Source organism: Aeromonas sobria (genome assembly GCF_050266975.1).
In the GTDB taxonomy this organism is placed as follows: Bacteria; Pseudomonadota; Gammaproteobacteria; order Enterobacterales; family Aeromonadaceae; genus Aeromonas; species Aeromonas sobria_B.
Genome location: NZ_JBKISU010000038.1, coordinates 16,956 through 43,194, shown reverse-complemented (window position 1 = coordinate 43,194; position 26,239 = coordinate 16,956). Strand labels below are relative to the sequence as shown.

The following is a 26,239-nucleotide window of genomic DNA, read 5'->3' as shown; positions in this document are numbered from 1 at the left end:
ACCAAAGAGGGTTAATCGGGCATTTTTATGGTTGTTCACTCGGGCACCTCGGATGATTGGTTTGGTTGGCGCCTCCAATTCTGCGGGAATGCCCCGAGTGAACAACCTACAGAGAGATCACAGCTAGCGATGACGCACCCCGGCAAGCGTGCCTGCCGGGGTGAGATGATGGTCTGGCTGATTTGCCAGCAGGTAATGATGTGTCAGGGCAGGCATTGGAACATTCACTGCCCTACCCTCAGTTGGCTCGGGTGGTCGGATAGGCCTTGCGCAGAGACTCCGGCGCCAGCACTTCCAGGTTGCCTTCCATGTTATTGAGCCAGTTACGGAACTCCGGCGTGTCCTGCACTTCGGTTTCCACCACCACGCTGCGCTTGTCGTAGCGGGTCATGCGTGGGTTGTGCCCGGGGATCTGGCCATCGGCCAAGGTGGCGCTGTTGGCATCCATGCGTCCGACGAAGCGGATGGGACCGCTGACACCCTGGTAGGATTGCTCGCGGATCAGCCGCTGGATGTTGAAGTCCTTTGGCTGGGTGGCGCTGAAGTTGGTCAGCTCCACGTCCTTGATGTGGTCGAATGGTATGCCGTACACCTTGGGATCCAGCTCGGACAGGGTACAGAGCAGGGTCGGGCCATCGGCCTGGTTCAGGATGCCGAGGGGATTGATGCGGTCGTAGCAGAGCCACACGGTGCGCTCTTTGATGACACGCTGGATCTCTGCGCTGAACTTGCGGCCACGCCACAGGGCATCGCGGATCAGGGTGCTGCGGCGGATCTCCGGGTTGCCGGCGAAGGGGCGCGGGGATTGGTGCACGCTCTCGAGCCAGCGTTCGGCCAGTTCGCTCTGGCTGTCGCGGATCACCTGGCTGGCCTTGTCCACCAGGGGATTGAGTTCGGTCAGTACGCTCGCCGGCAGCAGCTGGCTGGCCTGATCGCTCCAGGTCTTGAGGGCGACCGCGAGGGAGAGCGGCATGATGTTGGCAAAGTCGTTGAGGCCATGGCGCTCAAAACACCAGCCGTGGGGCTTGCTGCGTTCGTCCGAGGTGAGATCGAACAGGCCCATGCCGGACATCTCTTCCAGGTCCCGTTGCACGGTCCGCAGACTGACATGTATGCCTTCTTCTTCCAACTTAACCTGCAGTTGGCTGGCGGTCAGTTTATAGGGGCGGTGCGGGATGCAACGCGCCAAGGTCAGTTGTCGTAACAGCTTCTTGCTCATGGTGCTTGCCTTCACTGGATGAGTGTTGAGTGTATCCTAGACACCAGTTGCGACAGTCTATGTCGCAAGTTTTGCTGCGACAAGTGTCGCCATTTTCATACAGCTCCAGTTAAGAGTCTGATTTATATTGATTTAATAGTGATTTACCGCGTGATAAGCCGTGAAAATTAATGCGCGTTCGCCTCTGATCCGGCGAAGGTCACGGCTGTTTTCGAAACAAGGAGGGCGGCAGGAGGCGCGATGTCGAGCGCTGGGAGGGGGGAAGACGGGCGTGCTGTCAGGATGAAGGGGGGCCAGGCCCCCCTTGTGGTCAGGCGAACCAGGCCCAGGGGGACTTGCTGATGGCGACGCCCATGATGTAGTTGAACACCAGCAGGGCGGCGATCCCGGCGATCACCTTCTGCTTGCGGTCGGGGCGTTTGAGGGCCATGGCTCCCAGGCCTATGTAGATCACCAGGGCGATGATCTTGGCCATCAGCCAGGGCTGGGCTCCCGGGCTCATCTGCAGGGTGACCGCCAGCAGGATCCCGGCCAGCAGCAGCAGGGTGTCGTTGACATGGGGCAGGATCTTGAGCCAGCGCCGCTGCAGCAGGGGATGCTCGTTGATGGCGAGGGCCCAGCGGTAGATGAACAGCAGTATGCTGATGATGGCTAGGGTCATGTGGAGATGTTTGAGCAGGGGGTAATAGGCAATCATCTTGCTTCCTTGTCTTGGTTGGGGAGGCCGCTATTCCAGTTGTGAGCATGGGCATGCTCCGGCCCGAGCTGATCGTCTCGCAGCAGGTCGGAGAGAATGTCCCGGTACTGCAGGCTCTTGTTGATATAAGTGTGTTCGTCATCCAGGTAATTAATCTGCTCGCGCAGCAACCGGTTGTCATGACGCTTGAACATCTGCCCGGCACGCCAGGCCTGATTGGCCCGAAAGCCCAGGTTGGTGAGGGCTTCCACCCCCAGATCCACCGCCGAGCCCAGGGTCTCGCGGAACACACTGTCGACCCCGGTGCGCAAGATATTGTGGGCATGGGGTCTGTCCTGGGCCCGTGCCAGTATCTTAAGGTGCGGGAAGTGTTTCTTCACCATCTCGATGACGGCGAGGGAGGTGACGGGATCATTGATGGAGAGTACCAGCAGCCTGGCCTTGTGGGCACCGGCGGCGTGCAGCAGGTCGAGCCGGCTCGCGTCCCCATAGAACACCTGATAACCGAACTTGCGCAGCGTCTCTATCTGGCTGGCATCCTGCTCCAGTATGGTGGTGCCTATGCCGTGGCCGTGCAGCAGGCGGCCCACTATCTGACCGAAGCGACCGAAACCGGCAATGATCACCGGATTGTCCAGGGCCTGGGGCTGCTCGTGATCTGGGGTATCCGGCTGGCTGCGATAGTCGAACCAGGGCTGGATCACCCTGTCGTTGAGGATCAGCAGCAGAGGCGTCAGCGCCATTGAGAGCGCCACCACCAGGGTCAGCAGGGCGATCATCTCCTGGGGGAGCACCCGGTTCTGGCTGGCGAAGGAGAAGAGCACGAAGGCAAACTCCCCTCCCTGGGCCAGGGCGAGGGAGAAGGTCCAGCGCTGGCTCGGCGAGACCCGCAGCAGCAGCCCTATCACCATCAACACCAGCCACTTGAGGGCCATCAATCCTATCACCAGGGTCGGGATCAGTATGGGGTGTTCGGCAAACAGACCGAAGTTGATGCCGGCACCGACCGACATGAAGAAGAGGCCCAGCAGCAGGCCCTTGAAGGGATCAATGTCCGCCTCCAGCTCGTGGCGATACTCGCTGTCGGCCAGCACCACCCCGGCCAGGAAGGAGCCGAGGGCGGGGGAGAGCCCCACCGACTCCATCAGGACGGCGATGCCGATCACCAGCAGCAGGGCGGCGGCCACGAAGATCTCCCGCATGTGGGACTGGGCGATGGCGCGAAACACGGGGCGCATCAGGTAGCGGCCGCCAAACACTATGCCGGCGATGGCGGCGGCCACCAGCAGGCCGTGCTGCCAGCCGGTCAGCCCGCTCTCATCGCTCTGGGTGATCGGTGCCATGGCGAGCAGGGGCAGCAGCGCCAGTATGGGGATGACGGCGATATCCTGGAACAGGAGCACGGCGAAGGCGGAGCGACCGCTTTCGCTCTGCATCTGCTTACGCTCCTGCAGGCTCTGCAGCACGATGGCGGTGGAGGAGAGCGCCAGGATGAGGCCGATGGCCACCCCCTGCTGCCAGGGCAGGCCGACGAGGACGGCGACCCCCGCCAGGGCGGCGGTCGACAGCATGACCTGCAGACCCCCGGTCCCCAGTATGGGGCCCTTGAGCTGCCAGAGCAGGGCGGGCTTGAGCTCCAGACCCACCAGGAACAGCATCAGCACCACACCGAATTCGGCGAAGTGCATCACGTCTTGCCGCTCCCCCACCAGGCCGAGCAGGAAGGGCCCTATCACTATGCCCGCCAGCAGATAGCCGAGCACGGATCCCAGCCCCCAGCGTTTGGCCAGGGGCACGGCGATGACGGCGGCGGAAAGGTAGATGAAGGCGTCAAACAGTATGCCGTGTCCCATCAGATGGCCTCCAGCAGATCGCGCAGGTAGTCGACTCCGGCCAGCTGGGCCGGGCTGAGGCGCTCGTCGCGCAGGGCCAGCAGCAGCTGGCGGTAGTCCTGACCGCAGCGGCGCAGCGCCTCGGGATCCTTGAGCTTGTGGAAGGAGTGGAGCACGAAGGGGGGCAGCCAGTGCATGCCGCACAACCGCGCCGTCTGGCTGAAGGGACGCAGGAAATCGAGCAGCGGGCTGCTGTTGTAACCCGCCTCGCAGTAGGATTCGGGGGCGCCTCCCGTGGTGATGGCGGAGAGCCACTGCTTGCCCGCCAGGCCATTGGCCTCTGGGCCATAGGCGTAACCGTACTCCAGCACCAGGTCCAGCCACTCCTTCATTATGGCGGGGCAGGAGTACCAGTAGAGGGGATGCTGGAAGACGATGATGTCATGCTCGGCGAGCAGGGCCTGTTCGCGCTTCACGTCGATCAACAGGTCGGGATAGTGCTGGTAGAGGTCGTGGACCCGGACCCCCTCCAGGTTCGAGATGGCCAGCAGCAGCTCGCGATTGGCCTTGGAGCGTTGCAGGGCGGGGTGAGAGAAGATCACCAGAATGCGTTTCATAGGGTCATGACCTGGGGCATGGAGTTGGGTGGAAACTTATCAAGAAGCCGGCATCCCGGCCAGTGCGGGGATCAGGGCGGCCAGGGCCGGGCTCAGGGTCTGGCGGGCCGGGTAGCAGAGTCCGATGCGGCGAAACATCCGTGGCCCGTGCAGGGGCACGCAGCGCAAGGCGGGTTCCTCTTCGATCAGGCCGTCTGGCAGAAAACTGATGCCGGTCCCCGCCAGCACCAGGGCCAGCACCAGCCCCTTGCTCTGGGCCCTGGCCACCAGATTGAGGGTGAGCCGATCGCAGGCGAGCAGGCCCAGGGTCTGCTGGTGTGCCTCACAGGGCGGGCACTCGATGAAATCCTGATCCTGCAGTTCCTGAAGCTCGACCCGATCGCGCCGGGCGAAGGGGTGATCGGCGGGCACGCACAGGACATAGTCCTCCTCCCACAGGGGCAGGAAGATCTCGTCTTCCCGCCGCAGTACGTCCAGGGTCAGCCGGGCGTCGGCCGGGGTCTCATGGTCGGACAGGGTGAGATCCAGGGAGGGGAGGTGGCCCTGGATGCGGCGCAGCAGGTCGGCGAGGCGCCGCTTGCTCAAGTCCGGCATCACGGCGAGGTTGAGCCGGGCCAGGCTTGCCTTCTGGCGAAACAGCTCCGGCAGGCGGCGCGCCTCCTCCACCAGCTTCACCGCATGGGGATAGAGGTAGTGGGCGGGGGGCAGGGCCTCCACCCCTCGCTTGCCGCGCAGGAACAGGCTGTCCCCCAGGCTCTCCTCCAGCTGGCGCAGGCCGGCGGAGAGAGAGGGTTGGCTGACGTGGCAGCACTGGGCGGCGGCCGTGATGTTCTTCTGTTCGTAGATGGCGATGAAAAAACGCAGCAGTCTCAGGTCGAGCATGGGGTTGCCATAGGTATTTCGGATGATGGTCAGCGGAAATCTATATTTTTCGCCGATGGATGGCGCGACTATAGTGAATGGACTCAGCGCTGACCAGCCCTTTCATCTCATCTGAAACATAAGGAAGAGTCCATGTCCAAGCCCCTCGTCGTCGTGACCGGCGCCTCCTCCGGCATCGGTGCCGCCATCGCCCGCGCCTTCTCGGCCGCCGGCCACCCCCTGCTGCTGCTGGCGCGCCGGGTCGCCCCCATGGAGGCCCTGGCCCTGCCAGAGAGCCTCTGCCTGTCACTCGATGTGACGGATACTGCCGCATTCAAGGCCGCCATCGAGCAGGCAGAGGCCAGGTTCGGCCCGGTCGGCTGCCTGGTGAACAATGCCGGTGTCATGCTGCTCGGTCAGGCCGACAGCCAGGATCCGGCCCAGTGGCAGCAGATGCTCAACATCAACGTGATGGGGGTGCTCAATGGCGTCCATGCCGTGCTGGCCGGGATGAAGGCACGGCGCAGCGGCACCATCATCAACATCAGCTCCATCGCCGGACGCAAGACCTTCCCCAATCACGCCGCCTACTGTGCCACCAAGTTCGCGGTCCATGCCCTGACCGAGAACATCCGGGAAGAGGTGGCCGATCTGGGGGTACGCATGGTGACCATAGCGCCGGGTGCGGTGGAGACGGAGCTGCTCAGCCACACCACGGACGAGGAGATCAAGGCCGGTTACCACGGCTGGAAGGAGAGCATGGGTGGCGTCATCGCTCCCGAGGTGATCGCCGAGGCCGCGCTCTACGCCTGGCGGCAGCCGGCCAGCGTCTGCGTGCGCGAGATAGTGCTGGCCGCCACTCGCCAGCAGCCCTGACACCCTGGCGGCAAGGGCCGCGGCGCCAACTTGCCTGCGGCCTGATCCCGATCAAGGGTTGCCCCGTCGGCGCCCTTGACCTGACCCCGGGGGGGCGGGTTAGCATGAACCATCTTCTGCCTCAGAGCCGCCCATGTTGCTGACCCCTCGCCAATTCGACCATGCCCGCCGCTGGCTGCCCCTCTGGGGTCTGCTGCTGGTGCTGATGTCGTTTGGCAGCCGGGCCGCCGCGGATCTCTGTACCCTGACCCCCCATTGCAGCGAGTCCGAGCGCAGCCTGGGAAAAGCCATGCCCTGCGGCAGCTTCACGACCGTGCTGGCCATGAGCCTGGTGAGCAGCGACAGCCTGATCCTGGCCGCGTTGGCCCCGGCCGTCCCCGACTTTCTCTCCCCCTCCCTCTATGTGCCCCAGCCGCCGCTGGAGCGACTCGAGCGACCGCCTCGCGCGCTCTGATGTGATCCTGACCCCTGCCGGGGTCCCGGGTTTCCAGTTCGAATCGACACAACATCAGACGAGGTCCCAATGTCCAGAGAGACGATCCCAGCCCTCTGGCTGGCGCTGATGGTGGCGGGCACCAGCCTGTCCGCCCTGGCCGCCGAGCCGATGACGGTTTACAAATCCCAGTATTGCGGCTGCTGCGAGCAGTGGGTCAAGCACATGCAGGACAATGGCTTCGAGCTCAAGGTGGTCAACACCGAGCGGCTCGACCCCATCAAGGTGCAGCATGGCGTGACAGCGCAACTGGCCTCCTGCCATACCGCCCTGGTGGAAGGGTATGTGGTGGAGGGCCACGTGCCCGCCGCCGACGTGCGGCGCATGCTGGAGCAGAAACCGGCCATCCGCGGGCTGACGGTCCCGGGCATGCCCCAGAGCGCCCCCGGCATGGATATCCCGGGTCAAGCCTACCAGGTACTGGCCATAGACGAGGCGGGTCAGACCGTGGTCTGGGCCAGCCACCCGGGCTGATCCCGGGGGAGACCGGGTGAGGATTTCCCCCATGTGAGGCACACCTGAGTGAATCTTGCCTCATCCGGGCTCCCGATCAGGGCCGTTCTCGTCAGAGAGCGGCCTTTTTCATGGCCGCCCCTTGCAACCTGGCGTGACAAGGGGCAGATTGTTGACCGATCAAGGGGGCGACAGTTCCCCGGATAACCCCTTAAATCGCCAAGGATGCGACATGTTCAGCTTTTCCCGCTGCCTCCTGCTGCTGGCTGCGCTCGGCGCAGGCGCGGCTTCCCACGCCAATGATGAGTCCCCCATGCCGATGACAGATAGCGCCCCCCAGCCGCCCAAGGCGGCCAAGCATCCCAAGAGCCTGAAGAAGCATGGGGATACCCGGGTCGACAACTATTACTGGCTGCGGGACGACGAACGCAAGAACCCCGAGGTGCTGGCCTATCTCGAGGCCGAGAATGCCTACACGGCGGCCCGGCTCGCCCCGAGCGCCCCGCTGCGGGCCCGACTCTACCAGGAGATGGTGGCGCGCATTCCCCAGCAGGATGCCTCCGTCCCCTACGTCAAGAACGGCTATCGCTACCAGACCCGCTTCGAGCCGGGCAAGGAGTACGGCATCCACACCCGCCAGGCGGTGGCGGGCGAGCAGGTGCAGACCCTGCTCGACGGCAACCAGCGCGCCGAGGGGCATGATTTCTACGAGCTGGGCGCCCTGGAGGTGAGCCGGGACAACCGCTGGCTGGCGGTGGCGGAGGATTACCTCTCCCGGCGCCAGTACCGGGTACAGTTCCTGGACTTGCAGAGCGGCCAGTGGGCCGCCGACACCCTGGAGAACACCTCGGGCAACATCGTCTGGGCCGCGGACAACAAGACCCTGTTCTACGTGCGCAAGCACCCGCAAACCCTGCTGCCCTACCAGGTCTACCGCCATGTGCTCGGCACGGATCCCGCCAAGGATCAGCTGGTCTATGAGGAGAAGGATGACACCTTCTACGTCGGCATCGGCGAGACCACCTCGGAAGATTTCATCGTCATCTCCCTCTCCAGCACCACCTCGGACGAGGCCTGGCTCATCGATGCCGCCAATCCCGGACAGGCGCCGCGGCTGTTCCTCAAGCGCCAGCCGGATCACGAATACAGCCTGGATCACTACCGGGGTCGCTTCTATGTGCGCTCCAACAAGGATGGCAAGAACTTCGGCCTCTACGAGACCAAGGAGAGCCCGGTCGATCGCTGGCAGCCGGTGGTGGCGCCCCAGGCCGACGTGCTGCTGGAAGGCTATGCCCTGTTCAAGCAGTGGCTGGTGGTGGAGGAGCGCAGCCAGGGGCTGACCCGGCTGCGGCAGATCAACTGGCAGAGCGGCGAGCAGAAAGAGATCGCCTTCGACGACCCCGCCTATGTCACCGGCCTGGCCTACAACCCGGAGCCGGATACCGAGCTGTTGCGCTACGGCTACAGCTCCATGACCACGCCCACCTCCACCTTCGAGCTGAACATGGCCAGCGGCAAGCGTACCCTGCTCAAGCAACAGGCGGTGGCGGGCTTCAAGGCGGAGCGCTACAAGAGCGAGCGGCTCTGGGTCGAGGCCAGGGACGGGGTCAAGGTGCCCGTCTCCCTGGTCTATCGCCAGGATCTGTTCAAGGCGGGCAAGGCGCCGCTGCTGGTCTACGGCTATGGCTCCTATGGTGCCAGCATGGATCCAGACTTCAGCTCGGCACGCCTCTCCCTGCTTGATCGCGGCTTCGTCTATGCCATCGCCCATGTGCGCGGCGGCGAGGAGCTGGGTCGCCAGTGGTACGAGGATGGCAAGCTGCTGCGCAAGCAGAACAGCTTCCATGACTTCATCGACGTGACCCAGGCCCTGGTGGCCCAAGGCTATGGCGCCCGGGATCAGGTCTATGCCATGGGTGGCAGCGCCGGCGGCCTGCTGATGGGGGCCGTCATCAATAAGGCCCCCGAGCTCTATCGCGGCGTGGTGGCCCAGGTGCCCTTCGTCGACGTGGTGACCACCATGCTGGACGAATCCATCCCTCTCACCACCGGGGAATATGACGAGTGGGGCAACCCGAACAAGAAGGTCTATTACGACTACATGCTCGGCTACAGCCCCTATGACCAGGTCAAGGCCCAGGCTTACCCCAACCTGCTGGTGACCACGGGTCTGCACGACTCCCAGGTGCAGTATTGGGAGCCGGCCAAGTGGGTCGCCAAGCTGCGGGAGCTGAAGACGGATGACAACGAGCTGCTGCTCCACACCGACATGGAGGCGGGCCATGGCGGAAAATCCGGTCGCTTCAAGGCCTATGAGGATATCGCCCTGGAGTTTGCCTTCGTGCTGCAACTGGCCCAACCGGAGACGGTCGGGCAGGGCTGAATGACAGTCAGTCGCGGCCCGATCGGATCGGGCCGCGCCATTTGTTAATGTTTATGACTCATGAGAATCCCGGTTTCCCCAGTGAGGGAGAGAATAGGATGACGCCTGTCATAAATTACGCTATTTCTATAGGCGTTTTTGCACTGCTGTTTGATTTATGTTGACGGTGTGTGGTTAAAATCAGAGTGCGTTATTTTTGATTTGCTTGATAAATCAGGTAAATCTTCTTCGGTCGGCAGGATGCTGGCGTCTGGTCGCAGGACGAGTGACAACCTTGGTGCCGCCACCTCTGGTGGGCACCATTTCCATATCGGGGTCGAGACGGACCAGCCTGGTGCTGAGGGCCGCTCCTTTGATTTCACCCGGGAGTCGGGTGATGTAAAAACCAATGAAAAAAGGATGGAAAACATGAAAGGATTATCCTTGGCGTGCGCCATGTCTGCCGTGCTGGCTGCTACCTCCTTCGGTGGGGCCGTGCAGGCGCAAGAGCGTTTCGTGACGATCGGTACCGGTGGTCAGACCGGCGTTTACTATGTCGCGGGTCAGTCAATCTGCCGCTTCCTCAACCGGGGTTCCGCCGATCACCAGATCAAGTGCAACGCGCCGGCCAGCGGTGGCGGCGTCGCCAACGTCAACGGTATCCGCAGCGGTGAGTTCAACTTCGGCATCATGCAGTCCGACCATCAGTTCAAGGCGATGAAAGGTCTGCCCCCCTTCCAGGCCGAGGGTGCCATGGAGGATATCCGTGCCGTCTTCTCCCTGCAGAGCGAGGTGTTCACCATACTGGCTCGCCGCGATGCCAAGATCGCCGGCTTCGACGATCTGAAAGGCAAGCGCGTCAACATCGGCAACCCGGGCTCGGGCCAGCGCGACACCATGGAAGAGATCATGGCGGTCAAGGGCTGGGACAAGTCGGCGTTCAGCCTGGTCTCCGAACTGAAACCGGCCGAGCAGGCGTCCGCCCTCGGTGACAACAACATCGACGCCATGAGCTACTTCGTCGGCCACCCGAACGGTGCCATCCAGGAAGCGACCACCACCACGGACGCCGTGCTGGTCCCCGTGACCGGCGCAGAGATCGACAAGCTGCTGGCCGAGAAGAGCTACTACACCAAGGCCGAGATCCCCGGTGGTCTCTACAAGGGCAACGACCAGCCGACCCCGTCCATCGGTGGCAAGGCCGTACTCTCCACCAGTGCCAAGGCCGATCCGGAAGTGGTCTACCAGCTGGTGAAGTCGGTGTTCGACAACCTGGATCGCTTCAAGCGTCTGCACCCGGCCTTCGCGGATCTGAAAGAAGCCGACATGATCAAGGTCGGTCTCTCCGCCCCGCTGCACGAAGGCGCGGCCCGCTACTATAAAGAGCGCGGCTGGCTGTAATCAGGGACCCTGCCGGGTCACGTTAGCGGTATCTCGACACTCGTCAGCGCCTGGTCTCCCAGCGGGCTGGCGAGTGTTGTTCTTGTTGTAACCCTTGGCAAAAGTTCACCCTATGCAAGACAAAGCACTCTCGACAGAAGAACTCATCGCACAGGACGTGGGGGCTCGCCTGCCCGTCGGCGCCATGGGCTGGATCATCACGGTACTGGCCCTCGGCTGGTCGCTGTTCCAGCTGTGGATTGCCTCCCCCCTGCCGTTTCTGGTCGGTTTTGGCGTCCTCAATGACACCGAGACCCGGGCCATTCACCTCACCTTCGCCCTGCTGCTGGCGTATCTGGTGTTTCCGGCCTTTCGCCGCTCTCCCAGGGACAGGGTGCCGGTCGCCGACATCGTCCTCGGCCTGATCGCCGCCTGCGCCGCCTCCTACCTGTTCGTCATGTATCAGGACCTGGCCCAGCGCCCCGGCAACCTCACCACCGCCGACCTGGTCACCGCCTGCATCGGCATTCCGCTGCTGCTGGAAGCCGCCCGCCGCGCCCTGGGCCCGGCCCTGGCCGTGATCGCCCTGGTCTTCCTGATATACAGCCTGGCCGGTCCCTGGATGCCGGGTCTGCTGGCCCATCGCGGGGTCAGCTTCACCGCCCTGGCCAACCATCAGTGGATCACCACCGAAGGGGTGTTTGGCATCGCCCTCGGGGTCTCCACCAGTTTCGTGTTCCTGTTCGTGCTGTTCGGCGCCCTGCTGGAGCGGGCCGGTGCCGGTCACTACTTCATCCAGCTCGCCTTCAGCATGCTGGGTCACCTGCGCGGCGGTCCCGCCAAGGCGGCCGTGGTGGCCTCCGGCCTGACCGGCCTCATCTCAGGATCCTCCATCGCCAACGTGGTCACCACGGGTACCTTCACCATCCCCATGATGAAGAAGGTCGGCTTCAGTTCGGAGAAGGCGGGGGCGGTCGAGGTGGCCTCCTCGGTCAACGGCCAGATCATGCCTCCCGTGATGGGGGCCGCGGCCTTCCTGATGGTGGAGTACGTGGGCATCCCCTATGTGGAGATCATCAAGCACGCCTTCCTGCCGGCGGCCATCTCCTACATAGCCCTGCTCTACATAGTCCACCTGGAGGCGCTGAAGCTCGGCATGCAGCCCATCGGTGGCCATGAGCCCAGGCCCTGGCTGCGTCGTCTGACCGGCTTTGCCTTCGGCGCCTTCCTCATCAGCGGCTTGTCGCTCGCGGTCTACTATGGCCTTGGCTGGCTCAAGCCCGCCCTGGGTGACTACGCCCTGGAGGGGATTGGCCTGCTGCTGGTACTGGTCTATGTGGGTCTGCTCAAGATCGCCGCCAGCAACGAGCCGCTGCCGGCGGAAGATCCGGACAAGCCGCTGACCGAGCTGCCCAAGACCCGCTCTGTGCTGCTCTCCGGTCTGCACTTCCTGCTGCCGGTGGTGGTGCTGGTGTGGTGCCTGATGATAGAGCGCCTCTCCCCCGGGCTGTCCGCCTTCTGGGGCACCGTCATGCTGGTGGTGATACTGCTCACCCAGCGGCCGCTGCTCAACTGGCTGCGCACCGATGGCAAGCATGACTACGGCGCCTTCAGCGACGGCGTGGTGGACCTGAGGGAGGGGCTGATCGCCGGTGCCCGCAACATGATCGGCATCGGCATCGCCACCGCCACCGCCGGCATCATAGTGGGCGCCGTCTCCCAGACCGGGGTGGGCCTGGTGCTGGCGGATCTGGTGGAGGTGCTCTCCATGGGCAACCTGCTGCTGATGCTGATGCTGACCGCCCTGCTGAGCCTGATCCTCGGCATGGGGCTGCCGACCACCGCCAACTACATAGTGGTCTCCAGCCTGCTGGCCCCCGTGGTGGTGACCCTGGGCCAGCAGAACGGCCTGATCGTGCCCCTCATCGCCGTCCACCTGTTCGTGTTCTACTTCGGCATCATGGCGGACGTGACCCCGCCGGTGGGGCTGGCGTCGTTCGCGGCGGCGGCCGTCTCCAAGGGCGATCCCATCAAGACCGGGATCACGGCGTTCTACTACAGCCTGCGTACCGCGGCACTGCCCTTCCTGTTCATCTTCAACACTGATCTGCTGCTGATCGATGTGGACTTCGCCCACGGGGTGCTGATCTTCGTGGTGGCGACCATCGCCATGCTGATCTTCGCGGCGGCGACCCAGGGCTTCTTCCTGGTGAAGAGCCGCTGGTACGAGAGCCTGGCCCTGCTGCTGGTGGCCTTCACCCTGTTCCGCCCCGGTTTCTGGATGGACATGGTGCACAACCCCTATCGCGATACGCCGCCGGCCCAGCTGGCCCAGACGCTGGGTGAGGTGGAAGCCGAAAGCACCCTGCGCCTGCGGGTGGCCGGGGAAGATGCGGTGGGCAAGCACAGGGAGTACAGCCTGCTGCTGGCGGTGCCTCAGGGTGCCACCGGCGAGGAGCGCCTGGAGGCCCTGGGGCTGACCCTGTACGAGCAGGATGGCAAGACGCTGATCGACAACGTGGCGTTCGGCAGCCCGGCGGCGGATGCCAACCTGCAGTTTGATCAGCAGATAGTCGCGGTGAGAGCCCCGACCGACGGCTGGCGCAAGGAGCTGATGTGGCTGCCTGGCTTCCTGCTGTTCGGCCTGATCGTGCTGCTGCAGCGCAGACGGCAACAGGCGCTCTGAGCAGGTTGCACAACGGTCATGACAACGGCGCTTCGGCGCCGTTTTTTGTTGCGCCGCCTTGGGGGGAGGCGGGCAAAGAGAAGGCGCCCGCAGGCGCCTCGTCGAATGCGTGTCCCGGCAGGACCCGGGCAGCAGGGCTCAGTCCTGCAACTCCTGGTGCTGTATCGCACTCAGGGTCTGTTGTTCGCTCAGGCTCAGGCCGAGCTGCTCACAGGCTTGCTCGAAGCTGATGCCGAGGTGGCACATCATGATGTCGATGGCGGGCAGGTAGTTTTTCATTGGCTCTTCCATGGGTGTTCCTCCAGAAGCCCCCTTATGCCCCATGGGGAGTGGGGATGACAATTAGACTTTAGGCTTATCCTGCTCATTCGCGTCTCGCCCTCTGCCCCTGAGGAGGGGAATTTGCTACCCTAGCGCGGCGCTGGGCCTGAGTATCGCCGGGCCATTGTCTTCACGGGGAAGGGGTATCCGGCATGTGGTTGAGTGTGATGATCATCGCGTCCGCCTGGTGGCATATCAAGGCCGCTTACGGCGCGGATCCCCGCCAGTTTTACCTGAGCAAGCCCCTGACCATGCTGCTGATCGTGGCCCTGGCGTTCGGCTATCACGGCGACGACCACAACGGATCCCATGCCTGGATCCTGCTCGGCCTCTGCCTCTCCCTGCTGGGGGACATCATGCTGATGCTGCCGGTCGACCGATTCCTGCAAGGGCTGGCGGCATTTCTTGTCGCGCACCTCTGCTACATCGTCGGCCTGGCCCAGGGGCCCCTGGTGCTCAATCTGGTGGATGGCCTGCTGCTGATCCTGGTGGCCGGTGTCTACTTCGGGGTGTTGCGCCCGCACCTGGGGTCGATGCGCTGGCCCCTGCTCTGTTACACCCTGATGATGATAGGTCTGGTCTGGGTCGCTGCGGCGGCCTGGCGCGCCTCCCTCACCGCCGGCAGCGCCGCCGCCCTGGTGGGGGCCCTCCTGTTTCTCTGCTCCGATGCCTTGCTGGCCATCAACCGCTTCCGTCGCCCCTTCCCCCATGCCACCGCCTGGGTGATGAGCAGCTACTTCGCGGCGCAGTTTCTGATCGCCGCCTCCCTGGCGAGCTAGATGCGCCTGAAGGGGCCCGCTGGCCCCTTCAGGGTCAATGGGCTTCCAGTGGTGCCGCGTCTGCCGCCTGGGGGGCGGGGGATCGGAGGAACAGCACCAGGGCGCTGGCGACCAGCAAGAAGATCCCCATCACGTAGAATACCTGGTTGTAGGCCATGATGGCGGCATCCCTCTGTATGGTGCCGCTCAGCACGGCGTTGGCCTGCTGTCTGGCGAGGGCGGGGTCACTGCCCCGGGCCAGCATGCTGTGGGTCAGGTTCAGCAGATAGGCCTGCCCCTCTATGCTGCTGGCCGCCAGGGTGCTGGCGATCTGGCTGGCATGGATGCGGGTATCGTTGTCGAGCAGGGTGGCGATGATGGCGATGCCGAAGGCGCCCCCCAGGTTGCGCAGCACGTTGAGCAGGGTGGAGGAGGAGGGGATCTCCTCCTGGGTCAGGCTGGCGGTGGCGATCAGGGAGAGGGGCACCATGACGAAGGGTTGCCCCAGTGCCCGCACTATCAGGGACTGGATCAGCTGGGGGCCGGCGTAGTCGGCGCTCATGTTGACGTTCATGAAGCAGCTCACCCCGAAGATGAGAAAGCCGAAGCTCACCAGGTAGCGGGGGTCTATCCTGGTGACCAGTCTGGGCACCAGGGGCAGCACCAGCAGCTGGGGCAGCCCCATCCACATCAGCACCTCCCCTATCTCGAGGGCGTTGTAGTTGTGGATCTGGGTCATGTAGAGGGGCAGCACATAGATGGAGCCCATCAAGGCCATGCCGAGCACCAGGTAGGCGAAGCAGGCCAGGGCGAAGCGCGGGTTGTGAAGCAGCCTCAGGTTGACCAGGGGGTGGCGCTTGAGCAGCTGGCTGATGACGAAGAACACCAGGGCCACCACAGAGATGAGGGTGAGCCGCACGATGAAGCTGGAGCCGAACCAGTCCTCCCTGTTGCCCTCTTCCAGCACCACCTCCAGCAGTCCCAGCCCTACCGCCATGGTGACTATGCCCACCAGATCCACCTGGCGCATGATGGCCCAGTCCACCGGCTTCCTGTCCAGACCATGGGCCAGCATGGCCATCACCAGTAAACCGGGCGGCACGTTCAGGTAGAAGATGTAGTGCCAGGAGAGCTGTTCGGTGAGCCAGCCGCCGAGCGTCGGTCCTATGGCGGGGGCGAAGGTGGCGCACAGACCGAACAGCGCCATGCCGGTGGCCCGCTTGTGCAGGGGCAGCAGGCTGATGATGAGGGAGAAGGCCATGGGGATGAGGGCGCCGCCGGTGAAGCCCTGCATGGCGCGAAACACTATCATGCTGGTCAGGTTCCAGCTGAACGAGCAGAGCACGGAGGAGACGATGAAGGCCCCCGTGGTCCACAGCAGGTAGCGGCGCACGCTCAGGCCCCGGCTGAGCCAGCCGCTCAGGGGGATGGCGATCATCTCCGCCACCAGGTAGGAGGTGGAGATCCAGGAGCTCTCGCTCAGGGTGGCCGACAGGGCCCCCTGAATGTCCTTCAGGGAGGCATTGGTGATCTGGATGTCGAGGATGGCCATGAAGGCGCCGATGAGCCCCCCCATGACGGCGATCCAGTTGCGACGCGGTATGACTTCCATCAGTTGGCCGCCAGTCTGGGCTCAGGGTCGCCCCCGCCGGTACGGGTGTCCACTATCACCTCGGTGGAGAGACCGGGTCTGAGCTTGCCCGCCAGGGCGCCCGGCGCCGGGATGCGGATCTTGACCGGCACCCGCTGCACTATCTTGGTGAAATTGCCGGTGGCGTTCTCCGGCGGCAACAGGGCGAACTTGGCGCCGGTGGCCGGGGCCAGGCTGTCGATCACCCCCTCGATCGGCTGGTCCGGGTAGGCATCGAGCACCAGCTCCACCCGCTGGCCCGGCATCATATGGGCCAGCTGGGTCTCCTTGAAGTTGGCCTCGACCCAGACCCCGTCCAGGGGCACCAGGCTGGCCACCTGCATGCCGGACTGGACATAGAGCCCTTCCCGCAGGCTGCGCCTGCCGATGACGCCGTCGGCCGGCGCCCGCAGCTCGGTGTACCCGAGATTGAGCCTGGCCTGGGCCAGCTGGGCCTGGCTCAGGTCGATCTGGGCCTGCTTCTGCTGACGCTCCGAGATGATCACGGCCAGGTGATCCCGGGCCGATTGCAGGCCGGCCTCGGCATCCTGCTGCTTGGCCTGGCTGACCTGCAGATTGGCCTTCACCTCGTCCAGGCTGTCCTGGGAGCTGTAGTGGGCGGTGTTGAGTCTGCCAATTCGGCTGACCTGCTGCCGGGCGCGCATCACGTCGGCGCTCGCCTCTTTCACCTTGGCTTCGGCCTGGCGGATCAGACTCAGCTGCTGGACCCGGGTCGCCTCCAGGTTGGTGGCCTCGGCCCGGCTCAGGGCCAGGTTGGCCTGGGCCTCGGCCAGCCGGGTGCGGTACTCCCGATCGTCGATGCGGGCGATCAGCTGGCCCGCCTTGACGGTCTGGTTGTCGGTCACCAGCACCTCGCCTATGTAGCCGGGCAGCTTGGTGGCGATGCCGGTCACTTCGCTCTGCAGGTAGGCGTTGTCGGTGCGCTCGAAGTGGCGGCCATAACCATACCAGTAGGCGGCGAACAGCAGGGCCAGCACCAGCAAGATCAGGGCGGCCAGCAGGGGGATCTTCTTTTGTTGACTCATGATGTGGATTCCTGAACTGAAGGTGAACAGGCTAACATCGGGTCACTGTTTCGATTAGTATCGTTTCATGAGAAATACAGTTTCACTGGTGCAACAATGGACTTGAACGCGGCACTCATCCTGGTGCGGATCGTCGACAAGGGATCCTTCACCGCAGCCGCCCGGGAGCTGGGCATGACCAAGGCGACCGTCAGTCGCCGCATCGCCGAGCTGGAGCAGCGGCTAGGGGTGCGGCTGCTCTATCGCTCCACCCGGCAGCTGACCCTGACCGAGGAGGGGGAGGCCTACTATCTGCGCTGCAGCAAGGCGGTCAATGAGCTGGCCGAGGCCGAGCTGATGCTCAGCGCCAGCCAGCAGGAGGTGACCGGCCTGCTCAAGCTGGCGGTGCCCATCGAGACGGGGCAGCTGGTGATCGCCCGCATGATAGCGCGCTTCCTGCAAGCCTATCCCGCCCTCAGGGTGGAGCTGGACTTGACCAACCGGGTGGTGGACCCCATCAGCGAGGGGCTGGATGCCGTGGTGCGGGTCGGCGACATGCTGGACTCCAACCTGGCGGCCCGCCGTCTGTGGAGCACGGAGCGGATCCTCTGCGCCAGCCCCGATTACCTGGCCGGCCAGGACCCCATCGAGGGGCCCATGGATCTGGCGAACCATGAGCGGATCCTGGTCAGCAGCGGCTTTCTCGCCCACCAATGGCGCTTCGAGCGCGGCGAGGAGGAGGTGCTGGTGGATCCGCCCTCGCGCTTTGTGGTCAACAATATCACCTGTGCCAGAGAGGCGGCCAAGGCGGGGCTGGGGCTGGCCTCCCTGCCCGCCATGCTCTGTCACGACGAGTTGGCGGCGGGAACCCTGGTCAGCCTGTTGCCCGAGTGGCGTCAGCCCAGGGTGTCTCTCTACCTGCTGTTTCCGGAGCGGCGACTGATGCCGCGCAAGCTGCGTGCCTTTATCGATTTCATGGTGCAGCATGGGGAAGAGTTCGGCATCGACACGTTGCTATGAAGGAGCAAGATGGATAACTGGTTCAATCTGTATCGCGCCTCCCACACCCTGGAGGCGCACGCTCTCAAGGGGGCGCTGGAGGTGGAAGGGATCCCGGTCCGGCTGAGCGGCGAGGGATTGGGGGGCGCCATCGGCGAGCTGCCGATCGACCTGTTGCAGGTGACCCTGATGGTGCGTGAGCAGGATCGCAACCGGGCCGGGCGGGTGATCGAGCGTTACCAGCAGCGTCAGGGCAACGGCTGGCTCTGCGGCCAGTGTGGCGAGGAGAACGAGGCCAACTTCGAGATCTGCTGGCGCTGCCACCATGACCCCCACGACGAGTGAGCGCCCTCGCCGGAGGCGTGGCCATCAGGCCTGGCTGCCGTGAGCACCGAGGGCGCGAGCGGGATCAGCGGGCGCTGAAGTCTATCTCCTCTCCCGCCCTGGGATCCTGATAGATGGCCAGATCCAGCTCGCCCTCGCGCCGGCCGATCAGCACCGAGACCAGCAGATCTCCGGAGACGTTGACCGTGGTGCGGGCCATGTCGAGGATGCGGTCTATGCCGGCGATGAGGGCCACCCCCTCCAGGGGCAGTCCCACCGCCGTCAGGGTCAGGGTCAGCAGCATCAGGCCTGTGCCCGGGGTGCCGGCGGTTCCTATGCTGGCCAGGGTGACGATGCTGATGATGGTCAGATAGTCGAACAGGTGCAGCTCCACCCCGAAGGCCTGGGCCACGAACAGGGCCGTGACCCCCTGATAGAGGGCGGTGCCGTCCATGTTGATGGTGGCACCGATGGGCAGCACCTTGGCGGCGATGGGGGGGGACACCCCCAGTCGGTGTTCGGCACAGCTCTGGCTGACGGGCAGGGTGACCTCGCTCGAGCTGCTGGTGAAGGCCACCGCCTGGGCATCCAGAATGCTCTTGAAGTAGTGCAGGGGGTTGAGGCGAGCCAGCAGCAGCAACAGGCCGCTGTAGACGCCGAGCAAATGCAGCAGGCAGCCGAGGTAGACGGCGCCGATCACCTTGAGCAGGGGCAGCATGATGGCGGCGCCATAGCGGCCCGTCATCCAGGCCATCAGGGCGCAGACCCCGTAAGGGGCGAGGGACATCACCATCTGGGTCAGGGTGAACATGCCGTCGGCCAGGGAGGTAAAGGCGCGGATGGCCGGCCGGCCACGGCGACCGCTGGCATTGAGTGCCAGGGCCAGGGCCACCGCGAACACGATCACCTGGAGTATCTTGCCATCGACGATGGCCTGAATGGGGTTGCGTGGCACCAGTTGGGCCAGCGCCGTGGCCAGGGTCAGCTCCTGGAGCGTCTCGGGTCTCTGGTAGGGGCCCATGTCGGCGCCGACCCCGGGCTCGAGCAGCCAGCCCATCATCAGGCCGATGCAGATGGCCAGGGCGGTGGAGCAGAGGTAGTAGCCGATGGCCCTGAGGCCGATCCGGTCCAGGACCCTGCCCCGCAGCAGGCCGGTCAGCCCGGCGATGATGGAGCAGAAGATGAGGGGCACCATCAGCATCTGTATGGTGTTGACGAACAGGGTGCCGACGGGTTTGATCAGCAGTGCCTGCTCACTCCACCCCATGCCGAGGCCGATGCCGAGCAGCATGCCGATCAGGGTCTTGAGCCAGAGGGGGCGACGGGTCCAGATCCGCCAGGGCTTGCAGGCCCGTCCATGGAGCAGCATGACGCCAATGTCCTTATCTTCAGTCGTGGTGGCGAAAAGGGCGCCAGTGTAGCGATCCCCTCGTCCGGTTGCCACATTATCGACAAAGTCGGCGGCGGGGCCAGCCTGGCGGATCATTAATTGGGCTTTTCTTGGCGTACATCAAGGAGTGGCAGCACGAGCCCGGCTGTAATGGGCATCCGATATATTCATTCAGAGGTGAGAGATGTCCGACTCGATTCATGGTCATGAGGTGATGGAGATGATGCTGGCCAAGGGAGGCCAGTTCAGCGAGGAGAGCCTCAAGTCGGCGATGGCGGCGCGTTTTGGCGCCCAGGCCCGCTACCACACCTGCAGTGCCAGCGGTCTGGATGCCGACGGGCTGATCGCCCTGCTGCGCGCCCGGGGCAAGTTCGTCGAGGATGAGCAGGGGTTCCAGACCCGGGCCGACAGGATCTGCCACCACGGCTGAGACGGCCCTCGTCGAGGGGAGAGGCCGCGGGCTCGCCGCGGCCTCTCCCCTTTGCTATATTCCCTCCTCTTTTTCCTCACGTCCCGGAAGTGCCATGGATACCTTCTCCGCTGCCGTCATGCTGTTTCTCATCATGGATCCCCTCGGCAATCTGCCGGTGTTTCTGTCGATCCTGCGCCACATAGACCCCAAGCGCCGGCGCAAGGTGATGATGCGCGAGCTCTTGTTCTCCCTGGCCATCATGATGGGCTTCCTGTTTGCCGGTCAGCAGATCCTGAGCTTCCTCAACCTGCGTCAGGAGGCGGTGAGCATCGCCGGCGGCATCATCCTCTTCCTCATCGCCATCAAGATGATCTTCCCCGGGCCCGGCGGCGTGACCGGCCTGGCCGCGGGGGAGGAGCCCTTCCTGGTGCCCATGGCCATCCCCATGATCGCGGGTCCCTCCATCCTGGCCTCCCTGCTGCTGCTGGCCAACCAGGCGCCGGCACGCATGACGGACTGGTCGCTGGCGCTCTTGATGGCCTGGGGGGCGAGCGCCGTCATCCTGATGTTCTACGAGGTGTTCAACAAGCTGCTGGGTGAGCGAGGACTCACGGCGGTGGAGCGGCTGATGGGGATGCTGCTGGTGATGATCTCGGTGCAGATGCTGCTCGATGGGGTGCATCACTACCTGCAGGTGACGGGCTGAGTCCCATGCCGACCAGAGATGACGACAAGGAGCCCGGCCCAGTGCCGGGCTCCTGCTTGTCGGGCCTGTCCCGATTCAGGCGGCCGCTTCCGGTTTGTCGAGCTTGTCGAGGGTCATGAGGATGAGCGGCGTCTCCCGCTATCCAGCGACGGTCAGGCTGCCGTGTTCGATCTTTATGCCGCTTCCGGCTTGTCGAGCTTGTCGAGGATCAGGGTGAGCAGGGTCTCCCGCAGCCAGCGATGGCCGGGGTCGGCCTCGTGACTCTGATGCCAGATCAGGAGGTGGGAGATGCTGTCCAGGGCGATGGGCAGCGCCAGCTGCACCAGGGGGTAGACCTGGGTGGCATGGCGGGCATAGAGCCGTGACAGGGTCACTATCATGTCCGAGTGCATGCTCATGCGCAGGGCCGCCTCGAACGAGGGCACGGTCGCCTCGATGCGCCGTTGCAGATCCTGCTCCGCCAGCTTGTGATCCAGCATCCAGCGATCCCGCCCCTCGCAATAGGTCTGCACGTGGGGATAGGCGAGGTAGCGGGCCAGATCCCAGCTGGGCTCGGTCAGGGCGCTGTGGCCCTGGCGCACCAGGCAGGTGAGGTTGTCGATGGCGAGCAGCCGCTGGCAGATGGTGCCCGGCAGCGTGTCCTGGCGAAAGTCCGAGGTGAGGCAGTTCTCCCGCACCGTGATGGCGATATCCACCTGGCCCTGACCCATCTCGGCCAGGCTGTGCTCGGTCCACTCCTCGTAGCGCAGCCGTATCCTGGGGGCGCGGCGCTTGAGCTCATTGAGGTAGAGGGGGGCGAACAGGGTGAAGGCGCTGTCCATGCTGGCGATGACGAACTCCCGCTCCGAACTCTCCGGGTTGAAGGCCGGGGGCTGCAGCAGGGTGTCGAGGCTGAGCAGGACGGGCTGCAGCTGCTGCTGCAGTGCCAGGGCGCGGGGAGTGGGGTCCAGGCCATAGGCGGAGCGGATGAAGAGGGGATCGTCGAAGGTCTCCCGCAGCCGACCCAGGGCCTTGCTGACCGCGGACTGGCTCAGGTGCAGGCGACGGGCGGCCCGGCTGCCGTTGCGCTCCTCCAGCAGCACTTGCAATATGATGAGCAGGTTGAGATCGGTGCGGGCCAGCTGTTCCAGAAACATGGGTTATGAATCTCCTTCAATTCTAAGATGAATTTATACCATTTGTTTTCATATCTCCAGGCTCCTATCCTGACTGCCGTCTCTGGCCTTGTGCCGGCTGTCACAGGAGGTGACGGTCGAGGGACGAGTAGCACCAACTTGCAACGGCGACCCTGGGTCGCCGTATTTTTTGATGGTACCCATGCCCTAATTGCGCCACTCTTGATTTCGCCCAAGTCGAGGCATCGTCTCCTTTGTTACAACTGTCATCCGCTGGCCTTGGGCCATGAATCATCCATGTGAAGTAGGAGTGTCATCATGTCGGTAGAAGATAAAGTGCAAGAGACCTGCGACAGCTGCGGCTGTTTCGCCGAGATAGGCACCATCATTGGCGAAGGCGATGATGTGCTGGATCTGGTGATAGCGGCGCCGACCGAGGCGGCGGCCCTCGCCAAGCTGGCCGGCTACGAGACCCTCGCCCGCCAGGTGTGCGCCGAGGTCGAGCTGAGTCACAGCCTGGCTCAGGGGGCGGACGGGGTCGAGCTCAAGGCGAGGCTGCAGTTCACCTGCACCGCCGAGAAGCTGATCTTCGAGATGCGCTCCCGCTCGCTCTGAGACGCCCTGACCCAGGCCCTCCCGGGGGCCGAGTCGACCAGCCTGCCGTCGGTCACGTTCTATAGTTAGTCATCACGGACGGCCGGTGCGAGCCGGTGACAAGAAGGCGGATCGATGCGGTTATGGTATTGGGCCCTGCTGGCCCTGTGGGTATCTCCTCTCCTGGGTGCGGATCTCAAGCCGCACCTGCTTCCCCAACCCGGCGATCTCGACAGCATATTGCAGCGCAAGGAGCTGAGGGCCCTGGTGGTCTATGAGCGCGGCTTCTTCTTCTTCGACAAGGGGTCGGAGCGCGGCGTGCTGGTCAATCAGCTGCGGGGGTTCGAGGGTTGGCTCAATCAGACCTATCTGGCCAAGGATCCCATCAAGCTCAAGGTGGTCTATGTGCCGGTGCGCCAGGACAAGCTGCTCGACTATCTGGCCGAGGGGCGCGGCGATCTGGTGGCGGCCAACCTGACCGTGACCCAGGCCAGGGGCGAGCAGGTGAGCTTCACCCAGCCGGTGATCACCCCCATCGAGGAGTGGGTGGTGAGTCAGAGCAGCCTGCCAGGCTTCAATCGCATCACGCAACTCTCCGGCCGCCGCATCTGGGTGCGGGAGAGCTCCAGCTACCGCGAGAGTCTGGGCCAGCTCAACCGCCTGCTGCGGGAGCTCGGCCTGCCCCCCGTCTACATCGAAACCGTGCCCGAATACCTGCAGGATGGCGATCTGCTGGAGATGGTGTCCGCCGGCCTGATCCCGCTGACGGTGACCGACAGCTTCAAGGGACGGATCTGGCTCGATCTGCTGCCCGGCCTCAAGGCGCACAAGCTGGTGCCCCTGCGGGACAACGGCAAGAGTGCCTGGGCCCTGCCCAAATACAGCACAGGCTTGCTCGACGCGGCCAACCGCTACCTGGCCCAGACAGACAGCCGCCGCCTCTACAGCGACCTCATGCTGCGCCGCCTGCTGAGCCAGGTCGATCCCATGAGCAACCTGCTCGCCACCGAGCGGCTGGCCCGCCTGACCCGGATCCGCACCGTGCTGGAGCAGTATGCCCGCCAGTATCAGCTGGACTGGCTGATGCTGGCGGCCCTGGCCTACAAGGAGTCCGGGCTGGATCCGGCGGCCCGCTCCCCGGGCGGGGCGATTGGCCTGATGCAGCTCAGGCCGGTGGCCGGTGCCGAGGTGGGGATACGGGGCACCAGGCTGGCGTCCCTTGAGGGCAATGTGGAGGCGGCCTGCCGCTATCTGCGCTTCCTGCTCGACACCTACTTCCAGGATCCGAAGATCGACGTGCTCAACCGTCACCTGCTGGCGCTGGCGGCCTACAACGCCGGGCCCAACCGGTTGCAGAGCCTGAGGGAGAAGGCCGCAGGTCAGGGGCTGGATCCCGACATCTGGTTCGGCAACGTGGAGCAGCTGGTGGCCAAGGAGGTGGGCCAGGGGCCGATCAACTATGTGGGTACCATCTACAAGTACTATGTGGCCTACCGCTTCAGCCTGCCCCAGATAGAGGGCAAGGCCGCCGCCATCGAGGCCACCACGGCCAGGCGTTGAGCCGCCGCTGGCGTCACTGCGCCCCGGGTTGATCCCGATGCAGCAGGAACCAGGGGGGCAGCGACCACTGCGGCTGATGGCGGGGCGGGCAGTATGGGGGGTGTGACGTCCGCTGACTGAGGTCCATAAGAAGCTCCTTGTTGCAGGTCGTGCTGCCACTATATGGACGAGCCCTGTGACATGGCGATGACGGTGGGGGAGAGACAGGCAGGCAGGGGCGCTTTATGCTCTGCCTGACCAAGCAGGAAGAGGAGGCGCGGTGAAGGAGGGGGAGTTTGCATTGATCGCCGATCCGGCTCAGGCCCTGATGCAGCGGCTCGCCCTGATCCGCGGCGCGCGCAGCCGGATCCAGGCCCAGTATTACAGCTGGGCCGAGGATGGCAGCGGCAAGCTGCTGCTGGCCGAGCTGCTGAGGGCCGCCCGCCGAGGCGTGCGCGTGCAGCTGCTCATCGATGATCTCTATGCCGGCGACAACCGCTTCCTGGAGATGCTGGCATTCGAACCCGGGATCGAGGTGCGGCTGTTCAATCCCTTCTGGCTGCGGGGCTGGCGCCCCTTGGCGCTGGTGCTGGAGGCCTGCCTCAGTTTTCGGCGCCTCAACCACAGGATGCACAACAAGCTGCTGCTGGTCGATGGCAGCCGGGGGATCCTGGGGGGGCGCAACATAGGGGATGCCTACTTCGGCCTGGGGGGCGGATCCCAGTTTCTCGATCTGGATCTGGGCTGTCGCGGCCCCCTCTGCCTGCAGCTGGAGCAGGGATTCGTCCAGTTCTGGGGCAGCCGCTGGAGCCAGCCCATCCGCCATCTGCTGCGCCGCCGCATCGGGACCACGGAGGCGACCGTGGTCAACGAGTTCCTGCTCACCCTCTGCGATCCCGCAACGGCCGCCATCTATGACCTGCCCGCCTCGCTGTTTGAGCCCGCCCCTGAACCTGTGTGGCACCCTGGGCGCGCCGAGGTGCTGTTCGACCGGCCTGGCAAGGGACTGGTCTCCCGGCCGGGCACCGCCCGCTATCTGTGGCGCCGACTCGCCGAATCCCGGGGCGGATTGCAGCTGGTGAGCCCCTACCTGATCCTGACCCGGGGCCTGCGCCGTGAGCTGCAGCGACTGCGGGCCCAGGGGATCGCCATCGGCCTGCTCACCAACTCCCTGGCCAGCACGGACGTGCCCCTGGTTCACGGCGCCTATTACCGCTTCAAGCCCTGGTTGCTGCGCCAGGGGATCGCCCTGGCCGAGCTGCCCGCCAGCAGCGGGTTCAGCCTGCACGCCAAGCTGATCCTGCTGGGGGAGCGGGAGGCCCTGCTCGGCAGTTTCAACCTGGATCCGCGCTCCCTGCACCTCAATACCGAGCTGATGCTGCGCCTGCACTGTCCGCCCCTCTGCGCCGAGTTGCGCGATTGGCTGGCGCACTGGCGGCGTGCGGCCAGCCAGCCGGATCCCGTCTCCTCCTGGTGGCGGCGTCTGGTTGCCCGTCTGAGCCACTGGCTGCCGCTGCGCCCCTGGCTGTAGCGCTTTCACCCCACCCTTGTGCGAGATCTCGCAAAACCTTGTAAGCCATTGGGGGTGCGCGGCGGCAAAACTGCCATTGAGTAAAAACCAACCATATGTTTTTAAAAAGAAAATTGAGATGTGACACCAGGATTTCAGGCGCGTTGCATGATTATGGCCCAGGTTAAACGTTTTTCTCGCGATGAACTGGGTAAGATTTCAGTTGCAAGGACAACCAATCCGGCTTGCCGGGTTGGGGAAGAGGAAGCGTCGGCCCACCCAGTGCGAACGCATGGCGGCTCGTCTCTTTGGGAGCGGAAACCCGGAGAGGGGAGGCAGGTCGATGAGTCTGATTCCAAATGGAACATGCTATTTGCGAGGGGGTGACATCCAGATGTCACCCCATTTTTTTATGTCCGCCGCCGGACCTGCCCTGGCGG

At 64.4% G+C, this 26,239-nt stretch carries 24 protein-coding genes; 14 read left to right on the top strand and 10 right to left on the bottom strand.

What is annotated here, in order from left to right:
• Positions 1-238: 238 nt before the first annotated feature.
• The 5 genes from ACLHZ1_RS18275 to ACLHZ1_RS18255 form a co-directional block, all read right to left on the bottom strand.
• Positions 239-1,219, bottom strand: coding sequence for a helix-turn-helix transcriptional regulator (locus ACLHZ1_RS18275; RefSeq protein ID WP_408796352.1), 981 nt, complete (start codon positions 1,217-1,219; stop codon positions 239-241).
• Positions 1,220-1,529: 310 nt separating this feature from the next.
• Entirely contained in the window at positions 1,530-1,916 is a 387-nt protein-coding gene (locus ACLHZ1_RS18270) for a SirB2 family protein (protein ID WP_427263219.1), read from the bottom strand.
• The gene (locus ACLHZ1_RS18265) at positions 1,913-3,769 is read right to left on the bottom strand and encodes a monovalent cation:proton antiporter-2 (CPA2) family protein (RefSeq protein ID WP_427263218.1); all 1,857 of its coding nucleotides are present in this window, start codon (positions 3,767-3,769) and stop codon (positions 1,913-1,915) included. Before ACLHZ1_RS18265 ends, ACLHZ1_RS18270 begins: the two co-directional genes overlap by 4 nt.
• Positions 3,769-4,365, bottom strand: a complete 597-nt coding sequence (locus ACLHZ1_RS18260; protein WP_408796348.1) for an NAD(P)H-dependent oxidoreductase — start codon at positions 4,363-4,365, stop codon at positions 3,769-3,771. The genes ACLHZ1_RS18265 and ACLHZ1_RS18260 overlap by 1 nt, the downstream gene beginning before the upstream one ends.
• Positions 4,366-4,404: 39 nt before the next feature.
• On the bottom strand, positions 4,405-5,247 hold the full coding sequence (locus ACLHZ1_RS18255) for a LysR family transcriptional regulator (protein WP_427263217.1): 843 nt from the start codon (positions 5,245-5,247) through the stop codon (positions 4,405-4,407).
• A 132-nt stretch (positions 5,248-5,379) separates the two neighbouring features.
• On the opposite strand from ACLHZ1_RS18255, the gene ACLHZ1_RS18250 reads away from it, so the two are divergent.
• The 6 genes from ACLHZ1_RS18250 to ACLHZ1_RS18225 all read left to right on the top strand — a co-directional run bounded on the left by ACLHZ1_RS18250 (position 5,380) and on the right by ACLHZ1_RS18225 (position 13,476).
• A complete protein-coding gene (locus tag ACLHZ1_RS18250; protein ID WP_408747811.1) occupies positions 5,380-6,102 on the top strand; it encodes an SDR family oxidoreductase in 723 nt (240 codons plus the stop codon).
• A 133-nt stretch (positions 6,103-6,235) separates the two neighbouring features.
• Positions 6,236-6,556, top strand: a complete 321-nt coding sequence (locus ACLHZ1_RS18245) for a hypothetical protein (protein ID WP_427263216.1) — start codon at positions 6,236-6,238, stop codon at positions 6,554-6,556.
• Between the two features lie 69 nt (positions 6,557-6,625).
• The gene (locus ACLHZ1_RS18240) at positions 6,626-7,069 is read left to right on the top strand and encodes a DUF411 domain-containing protein (protein WP_427263215.1); all 444 of its coding nucleotides are present in this window, start codon (positions 6,626-6,628) and stop codon (positions 7,067-7,069) included.
• Positions 7,070-7,280: 211 nt separating this feature from the next.
• Positions 7,281-9,431, top strand: a complete 2,151-nt coding sequence (locus ACLHZ1_RS18235; RefSeq protein WP_427263214.1) for a S9 family peptidase — start codon at positions 7,281-7,283, stop codon at positions 9,429-9,431.
• A 408-nt stretch (positions 9,432-9,839) separates the two neighbouring features.
• Positions 9,840-10,811 (top strand): TAXI family TRAP transporter solute-binding subunit, encoded by a 972-nt coding sequence (locus tag ACLHZ1_RS18230; RefSeq protein WP_408775398.1) that lies wholly within the window; start codon positions 9,840-9,842, stop codon positions 10,809-10,811.
• A 112-nt stretch (positions 10,812-10,923) separates the two neighbouring features.
• Positions 10,924-13,476 (top strand): TRAP transporter permease, encoded by a 2,553-nt coding sequence (locus ACLHZ1_RS18225; protein WP_427263213.1) that lies wholly within the window; start codon positions 10,924-10,926, stop codon positions 13,474-13,476.
• A 138-nt stretch (positions 13,477-13,614) separates the two neighbouring features.
• Here the strand turns inward: ACLHZ1_RS18225 and ACLHZ1_RS18220 are convergent, their stop codons facing one another.
• Complete coding sequence (locus tag ACLHZ1_RS18220) at positions 13,615-13,755, bottom strand: hypothetical protein (protein ID WP_427263221.1); 141 nt, start codon at positions 13,753-13,755, stop codon at positions 13,615-13,617.
• Positions 13,756-13,949: 194 nt separating this feature from the next.
• Here ACLHZ1_RS18220 and ACLHZ1_RS18215 point away from each other — a divergent pair, with 194 nt between their 5' ends.
• Positions 13,950-14,576: a lysoplasmalogenase gene (locus ACLHZ1_RS18215; RefSeq protein WP_408796336.1), complete on the top strand. Its 627-nt coding sequence runs from the start codon at positions 13,950-13,952 to the stop codon at positions 14,574-14,576.
• 34 nt (positions 14,577-14,610) lie between these two features.
• Here the strand turns inward: ACLHZ1_RS18215 and ACLHZ1_RS18210 are convergent, their stop codons facing one another.
• Positions 14,611-16,167, bottom strand: coding sequence for a DHA2 family efflux MFS transporter permease subunit (locus ACLHZ1_RS18210; RefSeq protein ID WP_427263212.1), 1,557 nt, complete (start codon positions 16,165-16,167; stop codon positions 14,611-14,613).
• Positions 16,167-17,231, bottom strand: coding sequence for an HlyD family secretion protein (locus ACLHZ1_RS18205; RefSeq protein WP_427263211.1), 1,065 nt, complete (start codon positions 17,229-17,231; stop codon positions 16,167-16,169). The genes ACLHZ1_RS18210 and ACLHZ1_RS18205 overlap by 1 nt, the downstream gene beginning before the upstream one ends.
• A 96-nt stretch (positions 17,232-17,327) precedes the next feature.
• Between ACLHZ1_RS18205 and ACLHZ1_RS18200 the strand changes: the two genes are divergently transcribed.
• Entirely contained in the window at positions 17,328-18,230 is a 903-nt protein-coding gene (locus ACLHZ1_RS18200; RefSeq protein WP_427263210.1) for a LysR substrate-binding domain-containing protein, read from the top strand.
• Between the two features lie 9 nt (positions 18,231-18,239).
• On the top strand, positions 18,240-18,554 hold the full coding sequence (locus ACLHZ1_RS18195) for a DUF2007 domain-containing protein (RefSeq protein WP_427263209.1): 315 nt from the start codon (positions 18,240-18,242) through the stop codon (positions 18,552-18,554).
• 64 nt (positions 18,555-18,618) lie between these two features.
• Here the strand turns inward: ACLHZ1_RS18195 and ACLHZ1_RS18190 are convergent, their stop codons facing one another.
• Positions 18,619-19,902 carry a dicarboxylate/amino acid:cation symporter gene (locus tag ACLHZ1_RS18190; RefSeq protein ID WP_427263208.1) on the bottom strand — a complete coding sequence of 428 codons (1,284 nt, stop codon included), beginning with the start codon at positions 19,900-19,902 and terminating at the stop codon, positions 18,619-18,621.
• Between the two features lie 205 nt (positions 19,903-20,107).
• Here ACLHZ1_RS18190 and ACLHZ1_RS18185 point away from each other — a divergent pair, with 205 nt between their 5' ends.
• Together ACLHZ1_RS18185 and ACLHZ1_RS18180 are read left to right on the top strand one after the other, a co-directional pair.
• Complete coding sequence (locus ACLHZ1_RS18185) at positions 20,108-20,353, top strand: YecH family metal-binding protein (protein WP_427263207.1); 246 nt, start codon at positions 20,108-20,110, stop codon at positions 20,351-20,353.
• A gap of 94 nt (positions 20,354-20,447) precedes the next feature.
• Entirely contained in the window at positions 20,448-21,041 is a 594-nt protein-coding gene (locus ACLHZ1_RS18180) for a YhgN family NAAT transporter (protein ID WP_427263206.1), read from the top strand.
• 173 nt (positions 21,042-21,214) lie between these two features.
• On the opposite strand, the gene ACLHZ1_RS18175 is transcribed toward ACLHZ1_RS18180, so the two are convergent.
• A complete protein-coding gene (locus ACLHZ1_RS18175; RefSeq protein ID WP_427263205.1) occupies positions 21,215-22,177 on the bottom strand; it encodes a LysR family transcriptional regulator in 963 nt (320 codons plus the stop codon).
• A 297-nt stretch (positions 22,178-22,474) separates the two neighbouring features.
• Between ACLHZ1_RS18175 and ACLHZ1_RS18170 the strand changes: the two genes are divergently transcribed.
• The 3 genes from ACLHZ1_RS18170 (at position 22,475) to ACLHZ1_RS18160 (ending at position 25,820) form a co-directional block, all read left to right on the top strand.
• Positions 22,475-22,771 (top strand): DUF406 family protein, encoded by a 297-nt coding sequence (locus ACLHZ1_RS18170; protein WP_427263204.1) that lies wholly within the window; start codon positions 22,475-22,477, stop codon positions 22,769-22,771.
• Between the two features lie 114 nt (positions 22,772-22,885).
• A complete protein-coding gene (locus ACLHZ1_RS18165; RefSeq protein WP_427263203.1) occupies positions 22,886-24,310 on the top strand; it encodes a transglycosylase SLT domain-containing protein in 1,425 nt (474 codons plus the stop codon).
• 259 nt (positions 24,311-24,569) lie between these two features.
• Entirely contained in the window at positions 24,570-25,820 is a 1,251-nt protein-coding gene (locus ACLHZ1_RS18160) for a phospholipase D-like domain-containing protein (RefSeq protein ID WP_427263202.1), read from the top strand.
• Positions 25,821-26,239: the final 419 nt, after the last annotated feature.

Coding starts and splice junctions, on each gene's coding strand:
- ACLHZ1_RS18195 (WP_427263209.1), top strand. CDS start 18,240: ATGGATAACTGGTTCAATCTGTATCGCGCCTCCCACACCCTGGAGGCG.
- ACLHZ1_RS18230 (WP_408775398.1), top strand. CDS start 9,840: ATGAAAGGATTATCCTTGGCGTGCGCCATGTCTGCCGTGCTGGCTGCT.
- ACLHZ1_RS18190 (WP_427263208.1), bottom strand. CDS start 19,902: ATGCTGCTCCATGGACGGGCCTGCAAGCCCTGGCGGATCTGGACCCGT.
- ACLHZ1_RS18235 (WP_427263214.1), top strand. CDS start 7,281: ATGTTCAGCTTTTCCCGCTGCCTCCTGCTGCTGGCTGCGCTCGGCGCA.
- ACLHZ1_RS18255 (WP_427263217.1), bottom strand. CDS start 5,247: ATGCTCGACCTGAGACTGCTGCGTTTTTTCATCGCCATCTACGAACAG.
- ACLHZ1_RS18275 (WP_408796352.1), bottom strand. CDS start 1,219: ATGAGCAAGAAGCTGTTACGACAACTGACCTTGGCGCGTTGCATCCCG.
- ACLHZ1_RS18170 (WP_427263204.1), top strand. CDS start 22,475: ATGTCGGTAGAAGATAAAGTGCAAGAGACCTGCGACAGCTGCGGCTGT.
- ACLHZ1_RS18265 (WP_427263218.1), bottom strand. CDS start 3,769: ATGGGACACGGCATACTGTTTGACGCCTTCATCTACCTTTCCGCCGCC.
- ACLHZ1_RS18250 (WP_408747811.1), top strand. CDS start 5,380: ATGTCCAAGCCCCTCGTCGTCGTGACCGGCGCCTCCTCCGGCATCGGT.
- ACLHZ1_RS18210 (WP_427263212.1), bottom strand. CDS start 16,167: ATGGAAGTCATACCGCGTCGCAACTGGATCGCCGTCATGGGGGGGCTC.
- ACLHZ1_RS18245 (WP_427263216.1), top strand. CDS start 6,236: ATGTTGCTGACCCCTCGCCAATTCGACCATGCCCGCCGCTGGCTGCCC.
- ACLHZ1_RS18200 (WP_427263210.1), top strand. CDS start 17,328: ATGGACTTGAACGCGGCACTCATCCTGGTGCGGATCGTCGACAAGGGA.
- ACLHZ1_RS18215 (WP_408796336.1), top strand. CDS start 13,950: ATGTGGTTGAGTGTGATGATCATCGCGTCCGCCTGGTGGCATATCAAG.
- ACLHZ1_RS18205 (WP_427263211.1), bottom strand. CDS start 17,231: ATGAGTCAACAAAAGAAGATCCCCCTGCTGGCCGCCCTGATCTTGCTG.
- ACLHZ1_RS18180 (WP_427263206.1), top strand. CDS start 20,448: ATGGATACCTTCTCCGCTGCCGTCATGCTGTTTCTCATCATGGATCCC.
- ACLHZ1_RS18225 (WP_427263213.1), top strand. CDS start 10,924: ATGCAAGACAAAGCACTCTCGACAGAAGAACTCATCGCACAGGACGTG.
- ACLHZ1_RS18240 (WP_427263215.1), top strand. CDS start 6,626: ATGTCCAGAGAGACGATCCCAGCCCTCTGGCTGGCGCTGATGGTGGCG.
- ACLHZ1_RS18270 (WP_427263219.1), bottom strand. CDS start 1,916: ATGATTGCCTATTACCCCCTGCTCAAACATCTCCACATGACCCTAGCC.
- ACLHZ1_RS18165 (WP_427263203.1), top strand. CDS start 22,886: ATGCGGTTATGGTATTGGGCCCTGCTGGCCCTGTGGGTATCTCCTCTC.
- ACLHZ1_RS18260 (WP_408796348.1), bottom strand. CDS start 4,365: ATGAAACGCATTCTGGTGATCTTCTCTCACCCCGCCCTGCAACGCTCC.
- ACLHZ1_RS18220 (WP_427263221.1), bottom strand. CDS start 13,755: ATGAAAAACTACCTGCCCGCCATCGACATCATGATGTGCCACCTCGGC.
- ACLHZ1_RS18185 (WP_427263207.1), top strand. CDS start 20,108: ATGTCCGACTCGATTCATGGTCATGAGGTGATGGAGATGATGCTGGCC.
- ACLHZ1_RS18175 (WP_427263205.1), bottom strand. CDS start 22,177: ATGTTTCTGGAACAGCTGGCCCGCACCGATCTCAACCTGCTCATCATA.